The organism is Candidatus Poribacteria bacterium (genome assembly GCA_021295715.1).
GTDB lineage: Bacteria > Poribacteria > WGA-4E > WGA-4E > WGA-3G > WGA-3G.
The window spans coordinates 1-17594 of record JAGWBV010000098.1; the positions used below are offsets into that span (position 1 = coordinate 1).

At 47.8% G+C, this 17594-nt stretch carries 16 protein-coding genes; 9 read left to right on the top strand and 7 right to left on the bottom strand.

Annotated features, from left to right (window positions below):
* Positions 1 to 174: 174 nt before the first annotated feature.
* On the bottom strand, positions 175 to 1146 hold the full coding sequence (locus J4G07_19170) for a sigma-54-dependent Fis family transcriptional regulator (protein ID MCE2416109.1): 972 nt from the start codon (positions 1144 to 1146) through the stop codon (positions 175 to 177).
* Positions 1147 to 1285: 139 nt separating this feature from the next.
* Between J4G07_19170 and J4G07_19175 the strand changes: the two genes are divergently transcribed.
* Positions 1286 to 1828 (top strand): hypothetical protein, encoded by a 543-nt coding sequence (locus J4G07_19175; GenBank protein ID MCE2416110.1) that lies wholly within the window; start codon positions 1286 to 1288, stop codon positions 1826 to 1828.
* Positions 1829 to 1833: 5 nt separating this feature from the next.
* Here J4G07_19175 and J4G07_19180 read toward each other — a convergent pair whose 3' ends face one another.
* The 5 genes from J4G07_19180 to J4G07_19200 form a co-directional block, all read right to left on the bottom strand.
* Entirely contained in the window at positions 1834 to 3054 is a 1221-nt protein-coding gene (locus J4G07_19180; protein ID MCE2416111.1) for a hypothetical protein, read from the bottom strand.
* A gap of 31 nt (positions 3055 to 3085) precedes the next feature.
* Positions 3086 to 3787, bottom strand: a complete 702-nt coding sequence (locus tag J4G07_19185) for an ABC transporter ATP-binding protein (protein MCE2416112.1) — start codon at positions 3785 to 3787, stop codon at positions 3086 to 3088.
* A gap of 4 nt (positions 3788 to 3791) precedes the next feature.
* Positions 3792 to 5021, bottom strand: a complete 1230-nt coding sequence (locus J4G07_19190; protein ID MCE2416113.1) for an ABC transporter permease — start codon at positions 5019 to 5021, stop codon at positions 3792 to 3794.
* A gap of 161 nt (positions 5022 to 5182) precedes the next feature.
* On the bottom strand, positions 5183 to 6397 hold the full coding sequence (locus J4G07_19195) for an ABC transporter permease (protein ID MCE2416114.1): 1215 nt from the start codon (positions 6395 to 6397) through the stop codon (positions 5183 to 5185).
* 256 nt (positions 6398 to 6653) lie between these two features.
* Positions 6654 to 7379, bottom strand: a complete 726-nt coding sequence (locus tag J4G07_19200) for an outer membrane lipoprotein-sorting protein (GenBank protein MCE2416115.1) — start codon at positions 7377 to 7379, stop codon at positions 6654 to 6656.
* Positions 7380 to 8126: 747 nt separating this feature from the next.
* Here J4G07_19200 and J4G07_19205 point away from each other — a divergent pair.
* From J4G07_19205 to J4G07_19240, 8 genes are all read left to right on the top strand, one after another.
* Positions 8127 to 8423, top strand: coding sequence for a tetratricopeptide repeat protein (locus tag J4G07_19205; GenBank protein ID MCE2416116.1), 297 nt, complete (start codon positions 8127 to 8129; stop codon positions 8421 to 8423).
* Positions 8420 to 8791, top strand: coding sequence for a type II toxin-antitoxin system death-on-curing family toxin (locus J4G07_19210; GenBank protein MCE2416117.1), 372 nt, complete (start codon positions 8420 to 8422; stop codon positions 8789 to 8791). Before J4G07_19205 ends, J4G07_19210 begins: the two co-directional genes overlap by 4 nt.
* 252 nt (positions 8792 to 9043) lie before the next feature.
* Positions 9044 to 10150 carry a hypothetical protein gene (locus tag J4G07_19215; protein ID MCE2416118.1) on the top strand — a complete coding sequence of 369 codons (1107 nt, stop codon included), beginning with the start codon at positions 9044 to 9046 and terminating at the stop codon, positions 10148 to 10150.
* A 126-nt stretch (positions 10151 to 10276) separates the two neighbouring features.
* A complete protein-coding gene (locus tag J4G07_19220; GenBank protein ID MCE2416119.1) occupies positions 10277 to 11494 on the top strand; it encodes a 1-acyl-sn-glycerol-3-phosphate acyltransferase in 1218 nt (405 codons plus the stop codon).
* Positions 11495 to 11707: 213 nt separating this feature from the next.
* The gene (locus J4G07_19225) at positions 11708 to 12622 is read left to right on the top strand and encodes a sugar phosphate isomerase/epimerase (GenBank protein MCE2416120.1); all 915 of its coding nucleotides are present in this window, start codon (positions 11708 to 11710) and stop codon (positions 12620 to 12622) included.
* 223 nt (positions 12623 to 12845) lie between these two features.
* Positions 12846 to 13691 carry a carboxylating nicotinate-nucleotide diphosphorylase gene (gene nadC, locus J4G07_19230; GenBank protein ID MCE2416121.1) on the top strand — a complete coding sequence of 282 codons (846 nt, stop codon included), beginning with the start codon at positions 12846 to 12848 and terminating at the stop codon, positions 13689 to 13691.
* A gap of 143 nt (positions 13692 to 13834) precedes the next feature.
* On the top strand, positions 13835 to 14869 hold the full coding sequence (locus tag J4G07_19235; GenBank protein MCE2416122.1) for a flippase-like domain-containing protein: 1035 nt from the start codon (positions 13835 to 13837) through the stop codon (positions 14867 to 14869).
* Between the two features lie 286 nt (positions 14870 to 15155).
* Positions 15156 to 16073: an NAD(P)-dependent oxidoreductase gene (locus tag J4G07_19240; protein ID MCE2416123.1), complete on the top strand. Its 918-nt coding sequence runs from the start codon at positions 15156 to 15158 to the stop codon at positions 16071 to 16073.
* Positions 16074 to 16172: 99 nt separating this feature from the next.
* Here the strand turns inward: J4G07_19240 and dnaN are convergent, their stop codons facing one another.
* Entirely contained in the window at positions 16173 to 17285 is a 1113-nt protein-coding gene (dnaN, locus tag J4G07_19245) for a DNA polymerase III subunit beta (GenBank protein MCE2416124.1), read from the bottom strand.
* Positions 17286 to 17594 lie beyond the last annotated feature (309 nt).

The window sequence follows — 17594 nt, forward strand, 5'->3', positions numbered from 1 at the left end:
CCCGTTGGCAGAGGTGCTGAATACCTCGTTGGACCATAGGGAGTTTTCTTTCGTTTCCACAGTGTTTTATTTTATACCGGATTTATCTTAATTGATGACGTGCTAAATGCCGGACGTGCATTCGACACGCTAACATTTCTGTTTGAAACGCTGCCTCCGTTTTCTGATATAACATCAGTTGTCTGACTCTTCCGATCGTGCGTATCTCTGAAGCGTTCGGATGTCGATATCTAACGATTCAGCTGCCTCACGGAGCGAGGCGTATTGCTCTACACGCTTTCGAGCGACTGCACTTAGAATCTGATGTTGGTTCATGTCTATTATGTTGAGAAACTCTCCTTTTCCGTTCATCTTGGATATGCCTGGAATTTGCAAACCATTCCATGATGCTGAAGACTGCGTCGAGAGTTCATGCATCATTGTGTGTTGTGTCTCTGGGTGCAGTGTTTCCCAGATTGCGTCTTGTGTTTCTGGCGGCAGCGTCTGCCATATAGATATCAGTGTTTTGATGAACTCTGGATAAATATCCGGGAAATCTTTAGTTTCAAGTTTGTCGGTTGTTGCGAGTGCGACCGCTGCTTGAACGGTGCTCCTCAACTGACGGATGTTCCCCGGCCACGCTGCTTGTTCAAGACGAGTGAGTGCCTCCGGCGTAATTGCAGTAATATTCTTTTCGTATTCAGCACTGAACTCGTTAATAAAAGCTGCGACTAAAGGTGCGATGTCCTCTGGACGCTCTCGTAGCGGTGGCAGATGAAACATCATCCCTTTGAGACGGTAGTAGAGATCCTCCCTAAATTCCTTTTCCGCAACGGCTTTCTCGATGTCTCGATTCGTTGCGGCGATGATATGGACATCCACCGTCAACTGTTCATTCCCACCGAGACGTGTGAATGTGGCTGTGTCCAAGACGCGGAGTAGCATTTTCTGTGCATCTAAAGACATTTCTGGGACTTCATCGAGAAAGAGGATACCCCCATCTGCCATTTCAAACGCGCCTTGTCGCTGTCGGATTGCGCTGGTGAAGGCTCCTGCTTCGTGTCCAAAGAGTTCGCTTTGCAAGAGTTCAGCGGAGAATCGTCCACAGTTGATGGCAATGAAAGGTTTGTCGCGCCGTGGACTGGTTTCGTGAATGTATTTTGCGATGCCTTAATATGTACTAAAGTTTGGACAATATTTCAGAATTCAAGCTGCCTTTTCAAAAGGCAGGGTCATATCTTGTTGAGAATCGATCTATATCGCTCAGAGAATCAGGGAAGTTTATTCGCAGGCTCACGCACCCCAATTGATCGCACTGAGCGGACCTGATTGTGCGGGCAAGTCAACCCTGGCTGTTGATGTGCAAGGGCAGTTAGAGCAGCTTGATTTGGAGATAACCTTACTCTCAATAGATACCTTTCTAATTCCAAGTTCTCTAAGGAAATCGAATGCGTCTGAACCTATTGCGTACTTTGAGAATGCTTTTGATTACGCCGCACTTGTGCGAACGCTTGAATCCGCCAAAAGCAGATTATCTTCAGTTTCTTTAAACGCTCGCGACATTGTTCTCATTGAAGGGGTCTTCCTACTACGGAGTGAACTTCGGCACTGGTGGGATCTTACGGTCTGGATAGAGGTAGACACTTCTGTGATTATGGATCGAGCACTAAAGCGTGATAAAGAGTACTTTTGTGACGAAGATGCTGTGCGGCATGTTTACGAAAATCGGTGCTTACCAGCGCAAGATTACCATATACACAGGGATTCACCGAGGCAGAACGCTGACATCACCGCCACATTCAAAAAGGGGTTGTGGACAGTCTGCACACGCTTGGGAGAAACGGATTGACGCAATTAGAAATAGACACGGAATGAGGAGAAGAAAAGATTCGGATAACTGCCAAATTCGGATTGAAATTGAGTAGAATCACCGTTCTTAGGTCGTTTTCCGACGCTGATGAAACCGCCGACGGACAGATGAATATCCTCTGCGACGTTATATGCAATCTGTGGTGCGATCCAGGTCGATGGGTCGGATAAGTTCAACAATATCTGTCCGCTGAAACTGATAAGTGGGGTGAGTTGATGGGTGAATCCGGGCGCGAGATAGTGGACACCGAGCAAGTAAACACCACCGCGCGTATACGCCGGTTGCTCTAAGTTGGTAAGTAAATTTTCAGGTTTTTGTGTGCCTGCCCCGTTGAAATGATATTCGATGAATGCGTAAGTCTCTCCTCCGAAACTATAATCGAAACCGATAGAGGTGCGTAAGTAGTTATTCACGGTATCGGAGGCGTCGTTGAACGGTTCGGTCAAGACATAAGCCGTTTCCAACCAAAACCCTGCACCGCCTATGCCGCGTGCTATGTCGAAACCGACAAGCAGATCTCGTTGAAATTCCAATAATAGAATTGAGAAGTCTGTTTCTGCAGCATTCATTTGCGTTCGGAGAAATACGGCACTTTTATCAAAATTAAAATTGTTACCGAAAATGTATCCTGTATCTACTTCTCCCATGACACCTATTGGAATACGAACCCGAATTGTATCTACACCCACACGGTCTTCAGTATCAAGTTGATCATAGGTATAAGGCGCGATGATGTCGGTTGGGTTTATGATCCGCGCACTCCCCCATGCGATTGCGTCTCGACCAATAGAGAAATCCGCGAAATCCGTGCTGAACTGAACGGAAGCGCGATCAAGGTTATGATAGATGCCGACATTGCCGATGGGTTCATCTGTTCTCGGGTAGATCGGTGAGTCAAGATCAGCAACACGGTACCGCGATGAAGCGATACCAACGGCAATCGGAGACTGGGAAAAAAGTAAAGGGTCTTGAACCCGCGGCGTAAAGTCGTAGGCAAAGTCAAATGAAAGTGAGTCTGTAGGTGCATAAGAGAGGTTGAGACGCAGGCGGTTGACCACGATTCCCATCATTGATGCGTCTGGAAGTGGTGAGTTGAATGCCGTGGAAAAGTTTTTGTAGTAACCACTGGCTTGAAATTCTGCATTAACGATGCCTACAAATGGCGTTGTCATCAAACAGATGATGAACACGAGAACTTTTCTCATCAGGAGTCTCTTAGCTGAGAACTGACAACCATTATCTTGTCTCATCGCTGTCTATTTGTCCATCGCGAAGCGTAATTAAACGTTGTGCACTCTCCATCACCATCGGATCGTGGGTTGAGAAGATGAACGTCATACCGGTTTCCGCGTTAAGCCGATGCATCATCTCAAGCAGATCCGCACCCGTTTTCGAGTCGAGGTTCGCTGTCGGTTCATCGGCAAGGATAATTGTAGGTTCAGAGACCATAGCACGCGCGATAGCGACACGCTGTTGCTGTCCACCTGAGAGTTGGGTGGGTTGTCGGTCCGCTACACCCTCTAACCCAACTGACTTGAGCATCGCTATAACCCGCTCGTGCCGTTCTGCCTTCGGGACACCCGCCAAGAGCATGATGTACTCAACGTTTTCTTCGACCGACAATACAGGAATCAAATTGTAAGCCTGAAAGATGAATCCGATATTATCCCGTCGAAAGTCAGAGAGTTCATTGCCACTCATCTCTGATAGCACTTTGCCGGCAAGCCATACTTTTCCTTCTGTCGGACTATCCAACCCAGAAATGATGTTGAGAAAGGTTGTTTTGCCCGAACCAGAGGGACCCACCAGTGCCGTAAATTCTCCCGATTGGATCGTTAAATCGACCCCGTTAAGAGCGTTGACCGGGATTCCATCGGCTGCATAAACCTTTGTCACATCTTCTGTGACGATAACTTCTGTCTTCTGCGTCTGTTCCATTTTTTTAAAAGCTCCGCCGCATTGCGTCTACGGGTGCCATTTTCGCCACGTGACGAGCCGGGTACAGTCCGGCGATGATAGTAAAAATAAAGACGGATATAGGATAAATGATGAACTGTTGAACCTCCAGCACCGGATAGATGAACTCCTGCACTGTCACACCCATCATTTCAATGCCGGTATAGTCGATACCGACATGTGCAAGGACTGCCGTCAAAACAAAGCCAAGTATCGCTCCCAACCCAATACTCACGATTGCCAAGGCACCTGCCTCAAATAAAACGACACGCGCCAGTCCGAAAGGGCGGGTTCCAACGGCGCGTAACACGCCAAACTCAAACATTCGCTCATACAACGACATAAATAGTGTGTTGATAATACCAAAGACAACCACTCCAAATAGGATGGCTCCCATGATATACTTGCTGTATTTTGTCATTTCCAATATCACTCTCAATTGCGACATAAGTTCCGTCCAACTTAATGCTTCGTTGCCGTGTCCGGAATACGCTTCCCAAAACGGTAGTGTCGGATCCTGTGCATAGGCAAGAGAAGTAAATTTAATCGCTATTTCATGGACCCCGTTCCCGAGAGCCAGCATCTCTTGCGCTTTTTCGATCCGAACGAACGCCATTCCGCTGTTCATTTCTTCACCCGCGAAGCGATAAATACCGGAAACTCGGAACATCTCTTGGGAAAGATCACCGCTTTCGACTTGCGCCACCGTCACGACCACCCGGTCCCCAAGTTCGATTTCTAAGGTTTCAGCGAGTTTCGCACCGATGACGATATCGCGGTTATTATCGTCTTCAAAATAGGCACCTTCGGTTATCGCATCATCAATTTGGGACAGAAATTTCTCTGTTGGTGGATGAACGCCGACGAGGTTAATCGCACTCACGCTTGCTGGAGACGTAATCATCCCAAAGGCGAGTGTCCTTTGTGTGAAATGCTCAACGATGTCTTCTTTAGCGAGACTCTCGGTCACTTCATCACGTGCCTGAATCGTTAATGAAACCTCTTGGGTGTCTCGAAAACCTTCCCGATGGATCTGTGCGTCGCCAAGGAACGAGGCGGTAGCCGTCCGAATCAAATTCTCCGCCATCCCGATCATTAACGCATCAAAAAAAATCAGAGCAGCCAGACCGATACCGATCGCGACTGAGGCGATAAAGGTGCGGCGTTTATTCCGAAAGATATTTCTCCAGGCAAGTTTTACTAAAATCAACCACATTTTCCTAATTTTCCTTGCGGTTCGGTTATAGTGGCTATCGGCTATCGGAACTTGGTTGGAAGAAAGCAAGGACGAGTGCCTCCCAATCTTCCACCTTCCCAACCGAGTTCTTCCATTCCAGTCTTTTGTTGACTGCCGATTGCTGACTGCTGAAAGCCATACTAATGTGTCCGCATCGCCTTCGCAGGCATGATTCGGGCGGCTTTTATCGCAGGGAACAGACTCACAATCGTCGCCGATACCATGACGGTGATAGCCGGAATAATCAGACATCGGACGTTAACTTCAGCGTATAACGTCGTGAATTTCATGCCGCCGTAGGTGATTGCCTCGGGATATGTGATACCGGATATAGATAGCAGATAATTGGCTAAAACCCCAAGGGGCACACCAACGCAGATGCTACCGATAGTGATAATAATTACTTCGCAGACGACCAACCAGAAAATTTGTGTCGGTTTCGTCCCGATTGCCTTCAGCACACCGTATTCACGCGTCCGTTCCAGTACTGACATGAGCACCGTATTCAGCACACCGATCGCCACAATGAACATAATCACCCAGCGACTAATGGCATCTCCTTGTTGATCGGTTTTCATGGCACGGTAAAAGGATTTGGCGACCACTTGCCACGGGGAGACCTCCAGCGTAGAATTATTCAAGCGCGCTTCGAGTGCGTCTGTAATTTTACTCACATGATTGATGTTTGAAACAATCACAACAATTTCGTGGATCCGTCCGTCAAGCACAAACAATTCCTGAGCATCTTCAATGTGTAAATAACATGCCACTCGGTCTGTCGCGTCATCACCACTCTCTGCGATTCCAACGATTTTATACACGTCATTTGCGATGGAACCGTCAGCACCTTGCGAAAAGATCACAATTTCACTACCCACCGTCCCTGAAATAATTTTCGCCAGACCTTTCCCAATAACTGCTTCATGCGAAGCGGTTTCCGCTAATACACTGCCTTCAATCACTTTTTTGTCGAATCGGGTCGCTTGTGTCTCTCGTGCGACATCAATACCAATGACTTGTACAGCCGTGCTCTTTTCACCAACCGAACCGAGTCCAGCTGCGTATACTCGTGGTGTCCACGCCTCAACTCCCGCAGTCCTCTGAATCGTCTCACCAATAGCAGCATAGCCATCAATTGTCTCGTAGAGCGACGGCTTATCAAGGTACCCTGCGCGGTGGACCTGAATATGACCGGTACGATTTCGTGTGAACATTTCAATAATTCCGCCATACGCCCCATCAGACAAGCCGATGGTTATCGACAAGAGCGTAAAACCGACAATCATTGCGAGAGCGGTAAGGATTGTCCGTCGTTTCTGGCGAAAGATATTGCGAAACGCGATTTTGAGTATCATATTTTTAATGTATGGGCTCTTGGGCTACGCTTACGCGTAGGTTTTCGCTTATCCTATAGGGTCTTCTTAAAACGGGGACCTAGTGCTGTGTCAAGTTGAGTTTGATAGTATTGTCAGTTGGGTTGAAGGGATTTTCCCTGTAGGGGCAGTCCCTTGTACACAGCACTAGCCTGCAACAACGGCGCAGCCGATTCGTACACGGAAATCGTCAAAGTCCTAACGCATGTTACTTACCCACAAGGTAAAATTAAAAAACCTATCTTCGCCTCTGAAGGTTTCGACGCGTGAAAATTTTATCGTCTATGTCGGAATCGAATGTAGCGTTTAGCCATCGAACAACCGTTTTATGCCCCTCTTTGTTTTCTGGGATTATCTCCATCGCAGAAGGTAGGGTTTTACCGCCAAAGGTTTTAACCTCTTTGAAATTCATCACCCGCATCAATTTCCCTTTTTCGTCGTAAAACCGCTGCCACACCGGTAGATAATCGCTGGATTGCACTGCGGCAACAATCTTGCCCCAGACAATTGGAGAATCCTCTTTCGGCACGAGTTGAACGTAGAGATGGTCGGGAGAGGCATCTTCAGGTGTAACAAACTGGTAGGTATAATCGTCGAGCATTGATGATTCCCTGACTAAGTCATCATTCGTGAAATCGGAACCCATCCACGATCCCATCATCATGGATGGCGGAATCTTCATAACCTTATTCGTTTTCGGCAGATAGTTCCACATCTCGTTCCCGATACGCAGTGTCGCGACCCCTTGTTCCTTCTTCGGTGCCGTAATCCGGATGAAAGTTTTATCCATTCCCTTGCTCCAAACCGTCATTGCCAAGGTGCGTTCCCAATGCGGTGTGACGATGTGCATCTCCATCTCAGCATGACTGGTGTCGCTGCGGTAGAGTTGATCTATTTTTTTGATAATTGTTTCGACATCGGGAGTGGATTCTTGGGCGGGTGTGAGAACGCAAAGGAGGAGCATCGAGAAAAGAAAGGCGTATGTTATCAAGTTCCGTGCTGCGACCTGTATCCCATTTTGAGATTGTGCCATTTTTCTGGTATCCTTTCCGCATTCATCTTATATTTTCATTATAATACAAATTGCCTTAAAGCGCAAGTTTTTCAGATTTGGGCAGAGAATTTAGTCCTCCTGTAGGAGGGATCTCCGAATCCTGGGGAAACACCCAAGCAAAAACACTCATATTCCCTCTGATAAAGCGGGTTAGCGGGTTAACTGACAATTGAAAGGGGCATAGCACCCGTACTGATAACTGACGACTATTCCGTAGAAACGACCTCCCGGTCGCGATACCTTGCATAAAATCGACAGAACCGGGAACCATGTGTCTCTCGCTTCCATTCAAGGCTGTTTAGTTCTTCGTTTTTTACGCGTTTTTGATCCGACAGCACAGTAGGTGCGGTTTCCCAACCGCACCGGATCGCCCAAAAAAGGCGTGAAATCTGATAATTTCCTAAAACTAAATGGCTCTGAACTTCTACTAATCAGGACTTACGCAGTTGACCCGTTTTCGTGAGGTCTTTTGTTCGTAGTAGCGCAATTCATTGCGCCTTCTTACGGATGTTTCTGAAAAGCGGCGTGGTTCGTAATAGTGCAAGTCATTGTCCGTTACCTTATTGCGCCTTGCGTAAGTCCTGCTAATATTGGGTTGATATCTGTCTATTTGTATGGTATCATTACCCTCAAATAAATCGCATTGTGGAGGGAAAAATGACGAAAGAACTTAATAAAGAATGTGCCGAAATATATTACAATCGCGGGGTGGCGCATGCCGAAAAAAGTGAGGTTGAACTTGCGATTGAAAACTACACGAAAGCGATAGAACTCAAACCCGATTATGCTGATGCCTATTATAACCGCGGTGGGGCGTTTTTACGCCTCGGAGAACGGGAAAAAGCCAAATCTGACCTGGCAGTCGCAAGACATCTGGGAAGCGATAGCATCGTCGCCTTGGATAAGATACTGCAAGACTACGACCGCGCATGGAAAGTCCTCGGTAACTCATGAAATATTTGACAATTGAAGATATTCTGATTATTGCCGTAGGACATGTGGATAACTATCAACTGCTAAATGAAAATCAGTTACACTATTTGGTTGGTATAGTGGGCGAAAAATTTGGCGATACCGATCTATTTCCAACTCTGTTCCAAAAAGCCGCTGTATATGCCCACCATATCATTACAGGGCATATATTTTTCGATGGGAATAAACGTATCGGTCTAACGTGTGCAATTAGGTTTTTAGAATTGAACGGCTATTCTCGATGCCCTGATATTGAGGATTCGATTATTGATCTTGGCTTTAAGATTGCAGATGGCACCATAACCGATATTGAAATGATTGCTGATCGTATACAGTCGTGGATTCAGTAACGAGCGAATGTTAATGTGGCAGTAAGACTGAAACCCAAATCTATCCCTCCAAACCCCTTCTATGATTATTCAGTTTTTCGCTTTTTAACCTTTGGGTTGAAGAATTACGACCGATAGGTTGCTTCTACAACAGAACGGAATACCCCTAAAAAGTGACTTGACAAAACCTGTCTAAAAATGATAGACTGACTTCAAACAAGGGAACCTGAAAACGACCCCCTTAGTTCTTAAAGATTAGAGAAAGGAAGCAATATGGCATCACAAAGTGAACTAAAGTCAATGCTAAACGCACCTGTCGCTTTAGCACCAAATACCTACCTACATTTTTATAACGGTGGAAAGCTCCGCGCCGAGTTTATGGGTGAATCCGATCCGAAAGATGATTATTACTCCGAAGAATGGATCTTCTCCACAAACCGAGCAATCACTCCGGGCAGGGAGAATCCACCGGACAAAGGACTCAGTCGCATTGAGCTCCCGAGTGGCGAGGTTGTATTACTGAAAGCACTGCTGGAAGAATTTCCGGAAGAAACACTCGGTAGCGCGCACGTCGACAAATACGGGACAGAATTAGGCGTGCTTCTCAAGATTTTTGACGTCGGTGAAGGGGCACATATCCCTATCCATTGGCATCCAAACCCCGATTTCTCGCAAAAACACCTCAATTCCCCCTTTGGTAAGAACGAAGCGTGGATCCTCATCGGCACACGTCCGGGCGCGAAGGCATGGATAGGCTGGAAGGAAGCGATAGACAAAGCAGAATTCCGCCGTCTGATGGAAGCACAAGATGTGCCAACACTACGGAGTCTGATGCACGTTGTTGAACCCAAGGTTGGCGAAGTCTATTTTTTACGGACGCCGATTGTCCATTCACTCGGCACAGGTCTCTGTGTGCTCGAGCCACAAGAACCCACCGACTGGAACATCCTCGCGGAATGGGAAGGTTTTCCGTTTGAAAGAGATGATGGCCACCTCGGACTCGGATGGGATCTCGCTGTAGATGCCGCTGAGTTTGATAAATTGGAACTCGACTATCTTAACAACTACATCCGACGCACGCCAGAACTCGTCCGATCGGAAGGCGATAACCGGGAAGATCGAATCGTGCCAGCGGAAGCCTCGAAATTCTTTGGATGCTCACGTCTAACAGTGGACTCGACGCTCAGTATGCCAGCAGGCGGGGGTTTTTATGCGCTCGTGACTTTGGGCGGCGAAGGCGTGCTACGTGGAGATTTTGAAGATGTTCCGCTCAAACGCGGCAAATCTGTCTTTATCCCACGATGCTTGTCCAGTTACGTCATTGTTAGCACTGGCGATACACCGATGGAGATCATCTGTTGTTATCCGCCGAATCTTTAAGTTATTCGGTACGCCCCGTGTGCTGAAGAATAGTTATCAGCTGTCAGCAGTCAGTTAAAGAGGACTTTGTTTAACCCAAAACCTCTTGTGACTGTTAACTGTTAACTGAAGACTGAAAACTATAAAATGTTAGATTTTAAACCCCCCAAGCCGAATACGGCTCTCATTCAGGTTGCGAAAGGATTTGTCCCGTTTATCAACCGCTTGTTTTTGAAGGGGTTAACGCTGGATGTAGATGCAGAGTCTATTGCTCGTCTAAAAAAAATAGATGGACATCCGACTGTATTATCCCCGAACCACGCGGCGCGCGCCGACCCTGCCGTTATGTTCTGCTTGTCCAAACGGCTCTCTCAGCAGTACTACTATATGACTGCACGCGAGAGTTATGGCAAAGGGAAATTCGATGGCTTACGCGGTTTTCTGATGCAACGGTTCGGGGCGTATTCCATCGTGCGTGGCACCGCGGACCGGAACGCATTCCGCACAACGCGGGAGCTCCTGTCAAAAGGCAACGCGTCCCTTGTTATCTTCGCGGAAGGGGAAATCTCACGTCAGAATGATACTGTCATGCGCTTTGAAAGGGGTATTGTTCAGCTCTGCTTCTGGGCTGTAGACGATATGGCGAAGGCGAGTGTGGACAAACCGTTGTATGTGGTTCCAATCGGAATCAAATACCATTACCCACGGGACATGTGGGACGACATTGATGCCGCCCTCACGGATTTGGAGCGGAGTATTCTCCCATCAGCGGATCGAACGCCGATTGAACGCTATGGACGGTTACGGCGTATCGGTGTCGCGATATTTAAAACGCTTGCAGCTGAGTATCAGTATAAAGTCGACGAGACCGTGCCGCTTGATGCACACATCCAGAAGTTGAAAGAGCAAATCTTGTCCCATGCTGAACAGATCATGGGCATCCACTCCGATGCCGACGTTCTCACAAGGGTGCGGGCGTTGAAAAATTTAGTCGATGCCGAAGTCTATAAAGACATTGAGCAGATGACGGCGTACGAACGGAAGATACATGAAGAACTGCTCCAGAAATTCCAGCGATTCTATCCCGACTTGGAGCGGTTAATTAATTTTATAGCGATTTCAGATGGATATGTCGCGGAAGAACGCTCACCAGAGCGGTTTCTTGAAGTGATTGTGCGTTTGGAGAGAGAAGTCTTTGGTGCGTCAAAAATTCGGGGACCGCGGGTTGCATCCGTCCGTGTCGGTGAACCCAAAAATCTCCGAGACTGTTACGATACCTACAAGGCACAGAAACGAGAAACGGTGGAGCAGGTAACCCTTGAACTTGAAACAACCGTGCGGGCGTTAGTCACGGGTGTATCATGATTGCGTTTACCTGAGAAACGCAGTGAGTAACCGTAGGGGTACAGCCTCTATTGAACGAAACTAAGAACACGAAAGAGCGTTGGTAATACACGTCTTAAAATTAGCATAAGGTGGTAGTCTGCAACAACGGCGCAGACGGTGGGTCCCAGAAGAACGACACCTGCAAAACCATATTATTTAACGCTTCGCGAATTACTAAAAAAGGAGAAAAACATGGCAAAAAAATTGTCGATTGGAAGTTGGGCTTACGCATTTGGTCCCTATGAAGATAATCCTATTCCGTTTGATACCGTCGTCAAGACGCTCAGCGAACTTGAATTTGATGGTATTGAAATCGGGGCGTTTAAACCGCATATCGACATTAACGATTATCCGATGAAAAGTGACCGTGATGCTGTCAGGGGATTAATCTCCTATTACGGTTTGGAAGTCTCTGGATTAGCCGCTGATTTCTGGTCGCACCCCGGTCCCGCTACGGATGAGGGGCAAGAGGACGATAAATACTACAAATTGTTCAAAGAGAGTCTCCAACTCGCCCTGGATCTCGGATCGCCTGCGATTCGTGTGGATACGGTGGATGATCCCGAAGAAGGAATTCCTGGCGTTGAGCCTGAGAAAGCCTGGGATCGAATCGTCTCCGTCTGGAGACGCTGTGCCCAAGTCGCCGAAGATCACGGCGTGTTGATGCTCTGGGAATTTGAACCCGGATTTATGTTCAACAAACCCAGCGACATTGTCAATATGCCACAGGCAGTGGGTCATCCCAATTTCAAGGTGATGTTTGATACCTGTCATGCACAAATGTGTGCAGTTGTCGGTGCCCGGCAGCCCGGAGAGACGGAAACCCTCGGAGATAATGGGGTCATTGACCTTGCACGTCAGTTAAAAGGAGAGATTGGGCACTTCCACCTCATCGATTCCGATAACACGCTCCATGGCGACGAAACAAGCACGCATGCACCTTTCGGGGAGGGTGTGCTTGATTTTGACGCGATTATTCCGGTCATCATGGATGAGACTGGCTACGATGGTGATTGGTTCTCTATTGATCTCTGTTTCTGGCCCAATGCATGGGATGTCACGGAAGACGCAAAGAAATTCCTAACGCCCTATCTGGAACGGTATTAAGGCTTTTCCTTCCTGGACACCGGGTCTGTGTGCTGTCACATTACGCGCAGGTTCTGGGTTAAATCGCCAGGGCTTGTCGTATAATTTGTATAGGGGCGAGATCCCTCGCCCCTATATGTAGGTTTAACGAAACCATAGCCCGTAAGCGTAGCGGAGGGCGGATCTACGGAGAGGATCGTTGGTCATGCTACTCACCTGACCGACCCGCAAGGTATAATTAAAAATGTTGAATCTGCGTTCATTAGATCCCCTAATTGATTTGGCGTTTGAAGAAGATATCGGTATAGGTGATATAACAACAGAGGCAACGGTGCCGCCCGAACAGAGGGCTGTGGGAACCCTGCTTGCTAAGAGTGACGGCATTGTTGCAGGACTGCCAGTCGCCGAACGAGTCTTCGCAAAATTAGATGAAACGTTGTCGTTTCGTGGACTTGTCACTGATGGGGACGCTGTGAAGGCAGGTGCGCCGATTGCCGAGGTCCGGGGGAGTGCCAAAACGATTCTAATCGGAGAGCGGACCGCTCTTAATTTCCTGCAACGGCTTTCCGGGATAGCAACGCTCACCGCACAATTCGTGGCGGCAGTCGCTGGCTACGACACCAAAATCGTAGATACTCGGAAGACTGCAGCCGGATGGCGAGCGGTTCAGAAGTATGCCGTGCGTGTCGGCGGTGGACAAAACCACCGTTTTGGGCTTTATGACGGTGTACTCATCAAGGATAACCACATCGTTGCCGCTGGAGGTATTGGTAACGCCGTTCAGCGTGCGCGACAGATTGTTCCACACACCGCAAAGATCGAGGTCGAGGTTGAATCCCTGGATCAGGTCGATGAAGCTCTAAAAGCAGGAGCGGACATCTTACTCCTTGACAACATGGCTCCCAGCATTATGAAAAGTGTTGTACATGAAGTGGGGGATCTTGCGGTGACAGAAGCCTCCGGTGGTATTACACTTGACAAAGTAAAAACTGTGGCAGCAGCCGGTGTAGATCTCATCTCTGTCGGGGCATTGACGCATTCAGCGATGCCGATGGATATTAGTTTGACGCTGACGCTCATTGCTCAATAGTTGTCAGTTATCAGTTTGTGGGTGCCAGTGAAGAGGTTTGCGTTTTACAAAGGTTGCCTCTTGTGTCTGACAACCGAAAGGATTCTTCGTAGAAGAATTCGACCTGATAGCCGACAGCCACTAAAAAGGAGATTTCGCTGGTAATGCAGGAATTTTTGAGCCGCGAAAACGTGGCTCGCGGTGCGCTTTTCTTTCTGCTGTGCACATTCGCTGGGTTATTTCTAAGTTTTTTGTGGGGTGGTACTCAAGATATAAAGCAGGTTTTTCGCGAAATGCAGTTTGAGATGCTGCTCGGCGCGTGTCTGTGTATGTTTGCAGATTGGGTGTTCGGGGCACTCCGTTTCCATATTTTTATTCAAAAAGTCAAACCGGACATCAAATTCCGGGACAGTCTTCGGGCAAACTTAGCAACACTCTGTGTTTCCTGTATTACGCCGTTTCAGACAGGCGGAGTGGGGCATCTCTATATCTACACGCGAGCAGGCGTGCCATTGTCAGCATCGATAACATCAGGCATCATCTGTTTTCTCGCCACTATAACCACGCTCATGTTCTTCGCAGCGGGTATCGCAGGGTTAGATCCTCCTTTTTTACCAAAAGGGAGTGCATGGGTGAGCTTATTCAGTTGTTTGATGTTCGGTTTGGCATTTATAGGTTTTCTGCTACTGCTTTTCAAGCCAGATATTGTTTTTCGTTTTTTTCATTGGCTCTGCAGTGTTGCACAGCGACGATTCACTCGTCTCACGCCTATTCTTGAGCGTGCTACTGCAAAAATGGAAGAACTCGTTACTGAACATAAGTCGTTTGCGGTAATGTTCTTACGTCACCATAAATGGACATGCGCATTCAGTGTCCTCTTAACCTGTGGTTTCTTCGGAGCACGGATCGTTGGCAGTTACATAGTCGTGAAGGCACTCAACGGGGAGGCGACCCTATGGGAACTCAGCGTTGTTGGATTGCTGCTCAATTTCGTCGTGCTCTTTGCACCAAGCCCTGGTGCAAGTGGCGTTGCAGAGGTTCTAACCGTTGGGTTGATGGAAAATTTGATTCTCAAAGAATTGATACCGCTGTATGTGTTGTTGACGCGGTTCTTCGCTATCTATTGTGCTGTTGTCGTTGGTGGGATTGTCATGAGTTCACAATTGGCAAAGGATTTTAGAATACATAAAAGGACATAGCGAAAGATGTTGGAATAGCCGTCTGTCATTCGGTTTCCGATAGCCAATCGTATATGTCCTTATTTCTGTCTCCTGCGTGGAACGACACGCAAAAACCCATTGTCCCGCAAGCCTCTATAGGTTTGCGCAGAATAGAAAAAAGTTCAAAAGGAGTGTCCGTTGTCCATTCCTTAACCGGACTTTCAGCCTTTTATCACCTTTGCGGTGACTATCGTATTTGTCAGAAACCGATTTTGACGACGGAAAGATCGGGACGAAAACTCAATCATTAGAAAGAAGGAAAATTATGGCGACCACTTATGAGAAAATTGAACCCGCAGCAACGAAACTCGGTTGGATTGGTACCGGCGTAATGGGACGGTGGATGTGTCAACATCTGATGGACCTCGGATATGGGATGACAGTCTATAACCGGACGAAATCGAAGGCTGACCCTTTACTGGAAGCAGGCGCGGCGTGGGCAGATTCCCCGAGCGATGTTGCCGCTGCCTCCGATATTATCTTTACGATTGTCGGGTTCCCACCCGATGTCCGCGAAGTCTACCTCGGCGACAGCGGTATTTTAAAGGGGACGAAACCCGGAAGTATCATTGTTGATATGACGACGACGGAACCCTCTCTTGCGCAAGAAATTTACGCCGCAGCACAGGCACAGGATGTTTCGTCAGTCGATGCGCCTGTTTCAGGGGGTGACGTTGGTGCGCGAGAGGCTCGCCTCTCTATCATGGTCGGAGGCGACGAGGCTGCTGTGCAAGCCGTTATGCCGCTCTTCTCAGCGATGGGAAAAAACATCGTTCATCAGGGGGGCGCGGGGGCTGGACAGCACACCAAAATGTGCAATCAAATCACGATTTCGGGGACGATGATCGGGGTCTGCGAAGGGTTAATCTATGGCTACAGAGCTGGATTGGATTTGGAGACGATGCTATCATCGATTAGTGGTGGGGCAGCGGCTTGCTGGTCTCTGGACAATTTAGCACCACGACTTCTCCAGCGAAACTTCGATCCCGGTTTCTTTGTGGAGCATTTTATCAAAGATATGAGCATCGCCTTGGACGAGGCGCGCAAGATGAACCTGAGTCTGCCCGGACTCGCGTTGGTGCATCAACTCTACACGGCTGTGCAGGCACAGGGACATGGTAGGTTAGGCACACAGGCACTGATGCTGGCGTTAGAACAGATGTCTGGTGTGGAAGTCAACTAAAGGTGAGTTCACTGTAAAAATGTCTTCGCTGGCGTGGTGTTTTTGCTTGGGTGTTCCCTCAGAAACCACACCAGCGAAGCACGAACTTTCAAAGTTCTCTTATGCTGAAGCAGGATCTAAGCGCATCGGCATTATGAGGGAGACGTAGTTGTCATCATCTACGGGTTTGATGAGAACAGGGTTCAACTCGCCTGAAAATTCCAGCGACAACGACCCCGTTTCAATATGAGACAATGCCTCTATCAATAATCGAGCGTCGAAACCGATCCTTACACTCCCAGTGCTGGACTCCACAGGCAAGGTCTCGTATGCTTCTCCTAATTCTGGAGTCCTCGCGGAGACCTGAACTTGTTCTGAATCGATTTCTAAGCAGATCGAATAATTCTTTGGATTCGACAGTAGGGCGACCCGTCGTGTAGCACTTAAGATCCCTTCTTTTGAAACAACCGCTCTGCCTTCGGACGATTCGGGAATGATTTTCTCATATTTCGGATAATCACCCTCCACGAGTCGCGTCGTTAAAGTCGCGTTTCCATCGGTAAAGAGGATTTGGTTTTCAAAAACTGAAATGCTGACCTCACCGGCATCGACGAAGGTTCGCGCGATCTCGCGAACAGCTTTCAACGGAACGATGAATCCATTGGCTTCACCCGGCGAAGAGAGCGGCTCGCAGCGTGCCAATGCCAGACGTTTTCCATCCGTGGCAACGACTTCAGTCCCATGCCCAAGGAAATTAAAATAGAGACCATTTAGGAAGTAACGCACCTCTTCTGTAGATGCGGCAAACTCCGTTTTCTGAAGCACATTGCGCAATATCTCTCCACCAATCTTCAAGGCTTCCCCTTCAACTGACGGGAGTTGCGGGAATTCTTCATCGGGCAGTCCGATGATTTTGTAAACACCCTCGCCACAGGTAATCTCAACCCGGTCATTTGCTGTCGTGGCAAAATGGATCGGTTTATCCGTAGGTAACTCCTTGACAATATCTCCTAACTTCTTAGCGGAGACGGTGATTGCCCCCTCCTCTGTGATTGTCCCTTCAACCGTCATACGAATGCCGACTTCCAGATCCGTTGCCATGCACTCAATAGTGCCGCCGGTGGCATTGATGAGGACATTTGAGAGAATTGGTAAGGTAGTGCGTCCACTTGCGACCCCTTGCAGTACCTGTAAGGCATCTAAGAGATCATCCCTTTCAAAAGTTAATTCCATTCTGATATCTCCTTCCTAAATTAACGTGAGTTCAATAATAAAAACACGAATGTCCTGTAGGTTGGGTAGAGTGGTATAGCAACCAGAATCCTCTCATCAATGAGGAAAGCTGTCTTTTCCAATGATCCATTCATGGAAATAGACATAACGAAACCCAACAATCCAATGCTGCCCGTATGAGAATGCGTTGGGTCTCCAACCTACACGCTTATGTCGAACTCACATTAAGTTAGAACTCATAGCGAGTAGAAGTTAAGAATCGTTGAAAGTTACACGAAAGTTAATCATTGAATATGCTAAATAACGAAA

Excerpts from the sequence above, each read along its gene's own strand:
- nadC (MCE2416121.1), top strand. The coding sequence starts at position 12,846 with ATGTTGAATCTGCGTTCATTAGATCCCCTAATTGATTTGGCGTTTGAA.
- dnaN (MCE2416124.1), bottom strand. The coding sequence starts at position 17,285 with ATGGAATTAACTTTTGAAAGGGATGATCTCTTAGATGCCTTACAGGTA.
- J4G07_19220 (MCE2416119.1), top strand. The coding sequence starts at position 10,277 with ATGTTAGATTTTAAACCCCCCAAGCCGAATACGGCTCTCATTCAGGTT.
- J4G07_19190 (MCE2416113.1), bottom strand. The coding sequence starts at position 5,021 with ATGTGGTTGATTTTAGTAAAACTTGCCTGGAGAAATATCTTTCGGAAT.
- J4G07_19240 (MCE2416123.1), top strand. The coding sequence starts at position 15,156 with ATGGCGACCACTTATGAGAAAATTGAACCCGCAGCAACGAAACTCGGT.
- J4G07_19195 (MCE2416114.1), bottom strand. The coding sequence starts at position 6,397 with ATGATACTCAAAATCGCGTTTCGCAATATCTTTCGCCAGAAACGACGG.
- J4G07_19225 (MCE2416120.1), top strand. The coding sequence starts at position 11,708 with ATGGCAAAAAAATTGTCGATTGGAAGTTGGGCTTACGCATTTGGTCCC.
- J4G07_19215 (MCE2416118.1), top strand. The coding sequence starts at position 9,044 with ATGGCATCACAAAGTGAACTAAAGTCAATGCTAAACGCACCTGTCGCT.
- J4G07_19210 (MCE2416117.1), top strand. The coding sequence starts at position 8,420 with ATGAAATATTTGACAATTGAAGATATTCTGATTATTGCCGTAGGACAT.
- J4G07_19200 (MCE2416115.1), bottom strand. The coding sequence starts at position 7,379 with ATGCTCCTCCTTTGCGTTCTCACACCCGCCCAAGAATCCACTCCCGAT.
- J4G07_19185 (MCE2416112.1), bottom strand. The coding sequence starts at position 3,787 with ATGGAACAGACGCAGAAGACAGAAGTTATCGTCACAGAAGATGTGACA.
- J4G07_19235 (MCE2416122.1), top strand. The coding sequence starts at position 13,835 with ATGCAGGAATTTTTGAGCCGCGAAAACGTGGCTCGCGGTGCGCTTTTC.
- J4G07_19180 (MCE2416111.1), bottom strand. The coding sequence starts at position 3,054 with ATGAGAAAAGTTCTCGTGTTCATCATCTGTTTGATGACAACGCCATTT.
- J4G07_19205 (MCE2416116.1), top strand. The coding sequence starts at position 8,127 with ATGACGAAAGAACTTAATAAAGAATGTGCCGAAATATATTACAATCGC.